The 3,659-nt window shown below is 71.4% G+C and carries 2 protein-coding genes and 1 pseudogene; all 3 read left to right on the top strand.

Annotated features, from left to right (window positions below):
* The first annotated feature begins 296 nt into the window (after positions 1-296).
* Positions 297-2,168, top strand: a complete 1,872-nt coding sequence (locus tag G6026_RS07055; protein ID WP_182612753.1) for a glycosyltransferase — start codon at positions 297-299, stop codon at positions 2,166-2,168.
* A 101-nt stretch (positions 2,169-2,269) separates the two neighbouring features.
* On the top strand, positions 2,270-2,905 hold the full coding sequence (locus G6026_RS07050; protein WP_182612752.1) for a hypothetical protein: 636 nt from the start codon (positions 2,270-2,272) through the stop codon (positions 2,903-2,905).
* A 370-nt stretch (positions 2,906-3,275) separates the two neighbouring features.
* Positions 3,276-3,659, top strand: a pseudogene (locus G6026_RS07045) (hypothetical protein); the annotation flags it as partial.

Raw genomic sequence — 3,659 nt, 5'->3', positions numbered from 1 at the left:
CGGCGTGCAGTGGGGCCTGTTCATGCTGCTGGTGCCGTTGTTCCACGATCTGGGCTGGAGCACGTTCTGGGCCACGACGGTCGGGTACGTCATCGCACAGGGCGTGGCCACGGTCACCAACTTCATCGTGCAGCGCACCGTGATCTTCCGGGTGCGCTGACCCGTGGACTCCGGGGTGCGCTGACCGCCCTCCCGGGGCGAAGCCCGGCCGGGGGCTAGCCTGGACGGCGCGACCGCGCCTTCACCCGCCCGGGCGTCAGACGATCCCGCACCGACTCCCCAGGAGCACCCGCCACATGGACGCCACCACCGTGACAGCCGCAGGTGCCGACACCGGCTCCCTCCCGGCCGAGCGCGACCTGCTGTTGCAGCGCACCCTGTTCTCGGGCCCGCGCAGGTGGGTGAACGACGACCTGTACTCGCGGATCGTGCGGGGGGTCGTGCGCCGGACGCGCGCCGAGCTGCACCTGGACGCGGGGGCCGTCGTCGACACCAACACCTACTTCGGCCGGTTCGAGGCCTCCTATTGGCAGCGGTGGACATCGGTGTCCGAGCTGACCGTCCGGGTCGCGGTCGAGTCCGGGGGTCGCCTCGACGTCCTGGTCCGCGCCTCCGACATCGGCTCCCACGTGCGGACGGTGGACGTGTTCCACCACCACGGGGACGGCATGGCGGTGCTGAACGTGCCGGTGGACGCCTTCGTCGACGGCGGCGCGATGTGGTTGGAGTTCCACGCGGTGGATGCCGAGGCGACCGTGTCCGAGGTGACGTGGAGCGTGACGACGACGAGGCCGGCCCGCCGCGCGGCGGTGGCCATCTGCACCTTCAACAGGGCGGACGACTGTGCTGCCACCGTCGACTCGCTGGCGTCCGACCCGTTGGTGGCCGATCTGATCGACGATCTCTACGTGACGGACCAGGGAGCCGACCTTGTCGAGACGCGTGAGGCGTTCCACCGCGCGGCCGGGGAGTTCGGTGACCGGCTGCACTACCTCCGCCAGCCCAACCTCGGCGGTGCCGGGGGATTCAGCCGAGGGATGTTCGAGGCCACCGCCCCCGGCTCCGCCGGGCCGGTGGACGTACTGCTCATGGACGACGACGTGAGGGTCGAACCCGAGACGGTGCTGCGGCTGTTCGCCTTCGCGGCCGTGACCCGTGAGCCGATGCTCGTCGGCGCGCAGATGCTGTACCTGTTCAACCCGGACTACCTGCTGGTCTCGGCGGAGCGCACGCGGCTCGATCAGCTCGAGGGCGGACTGGACGCCGACGAGTACGCACTGCGCGACGAGTCCGTGGTGGACCACCGGCAGGAACGGCGGGTCGACGCCGAGTATAACGCGTGGTGGTCCTGTCTGGTGCCGGGGGAGGCGGTGGAGAGGGTCGGCCTGCCCCTGCCGTACTTCTTCCAGTGGGACGACATCGAGTACGGGCTGCGGTGCCGACAGGCAGGGATCCCCACCTGCACCCTGCAGGGTGCGGCGGTGTGGCACGCCGACTTCTACTGGAAGGACGGCGACGACTTCGGCCAGTTCTTCTCGATGCGCAACTCGCTGACCACAGCGGCCATCCGCCAGGGGATCGACCCGCGCGCCATGGCCGCGAACCTGGGACGGAGCGTCCTGAGGGCGGTCGTGGCGATGCAGTACGGGCTCGCCGCCACCCGCATGCGCGGCATCGAGGCGTTCCTCGACGGACCCGACGGCGCGCACGGCGTCGGCGACGGCGGGCAGGCCGCCCTGGCCGCGATCCGCGCCGAGCGCGCGGGATACCCCGAGACGGCCAGGCTCGCCGTCGACGCCCTCCCCGCGGGGATCACGGTGGAGCGCAAGGTGGGGATCCCCCGGGAGGACCGCGAGGACCAGGTGCTGGCCAAGCGATTGCTCGTCCAGAAGCTCGGCCGTCAGCGCCGCGGTGTCGTGGCCGTCCCCTACGAGGACGCGGCCTGGTGGCACGTCTCGCTCTTCGACGAGGTGTACGTGACCGACGCCTCGCAGACCGGGGTCCACCACCGGAAGGTCGACCCACAGCGGGTCACGGAACTGCAGAAACGCCTGGTCGCGCTGCTCGCCCGGTTCGTGCGGGAGGCCCCCGCGGCCCAGGAACGGTGGCGTGAGGCGCAGGCCCGCCTCACCACGCGGGAGAACTGGGCCCGGTTGTACGGGGTGTAGGGGGTCTGACCGGACTCGTCGGCGACGCTACTTCTTCGATGTCGGGGGCGCCTATACTCGGCGCACCCGGTGCCGCACCTCCCAGTTCCGAGGAGGCCGATATGTCCCCCGATCCGATGGGATGGTCCCGTGATCCGTCACCGTCCGGGACCGAGCACCGCAGGGCCGGGCGCGTGGCGGCGGAGCGTGCCCGGTTCGCGGCCCCCAGGGTGGCGGGCAGCGTCCTCACGACGGTGCGGATGCTGCTCGCGCGGCGACTTCACCATCCCCGGGACAACGTCGGGCGCGTGATCCGGTTCGACGACGGTTCCAGCGCCCGGGTGTACCGGGAGACGAGGGTCGAGGACGGCCGGGCCACGGATCCGGCGGTGGTGGTCGTGGGGTTCGTCCTCCGCGGTGTCCGCGGGCGAGGGCACCTTCTGTTCCGGCTGGAGAGTTGGCTGAACATCCCGTTGTTCGTGGGTTTTCCCGGCTTCACCTCGAAGCTGTGGTTGGGCCACGACGGCCTGGGCCGCTATCGGGGACTCTACGAGTGGGACGGCGCCGAGCGGGCGATCACGTACGTCGAGTCCCTGGCCTGGCTGCTCGACATGGTCTGCGTGCCGGGAACCGTCATGGCCCAGGTGATCCCCAGCACGCATCGGGATGACGTTCTGGCGCGTCGGGGGGAGCCGTCCGTCGACATGGACGGAGAGCGACGATGGTGGCTACCGGTCGCGCCGCCCGAGCAGGGCTGAACCCGTCCGGTCGCCGGGCTCTCCGGGCGGCTGTTCTCCCAGGACTGGATCGCCTGTCGTCGCAGCCCGTTCTCCCGCCGACACGGGCACGGATCCTTCCTGCCGCTGCGGCCCGGCCGGCCACCACCGGACATGGGGGCGTCTCCCGGGACCGGGTTGAGAGGACGCACGACCTGATCCGGCCTGCGGCCGTGCATCATCTGGTCGGCCGCGGTGTCGACGCTCCTACTGCCACCGCGCATCTGTCGGTCCACCCCCTCGAGGGCTGCTCCCGGGGGCGTTCCTCCACAGGCCCGCGCTGTCCACATGACCGGTGGTCGCAGACCGATCTCAGGGCCGTCCACCGGCTCCGGGGGGCAGAGTGTGCGGCATGCACTCACCGACTCCCTCTCCCGGGCCTGCGATCGTCACCTCCGTCGCTCGGTCCGTCGGACTGTTGCCGCCGGGACCGTTGACCACCGCCGAACTGGCGGCGGCGGTCCCCGACCCACGCGAGCGCGAGCGTTACGTCCGGATCTGGCACGGGGTCTACCGACGTGACGATCAGGTCGACGACCTCCGGCTACGGAGTGAGGCGCTGGCGCGGATCTGGCCCGAGGGGGTCCTGCGCGGGCGCAGCGCCGCACTGTTGTGGGGAGACGACTCGGCCCCGCCCGGTGCGCCGCCCGAGATCTGGCTGCCGGCCACCCGGAGGTCCCGCGAGGGACGGGTGTACCGCTATGGGGCGATGCCGTCGGCCGCCGTCACCGAGGTG

The organism is Dietzia sp. DQ11-38-2 (genome assembly GCF_014145055.1).
In the GTDB taxonomy this organism is placed as follows: domain Bacteria; phylum Actinomycetota; class Actinomycetes; order Mycobacteriales; family Mycobacteriaceae; genus Dietzia.
Note: the sequence above shows the minus strand (reverse complement) of the source record. Positions and strands in the feature narration are given on the sequence as shown.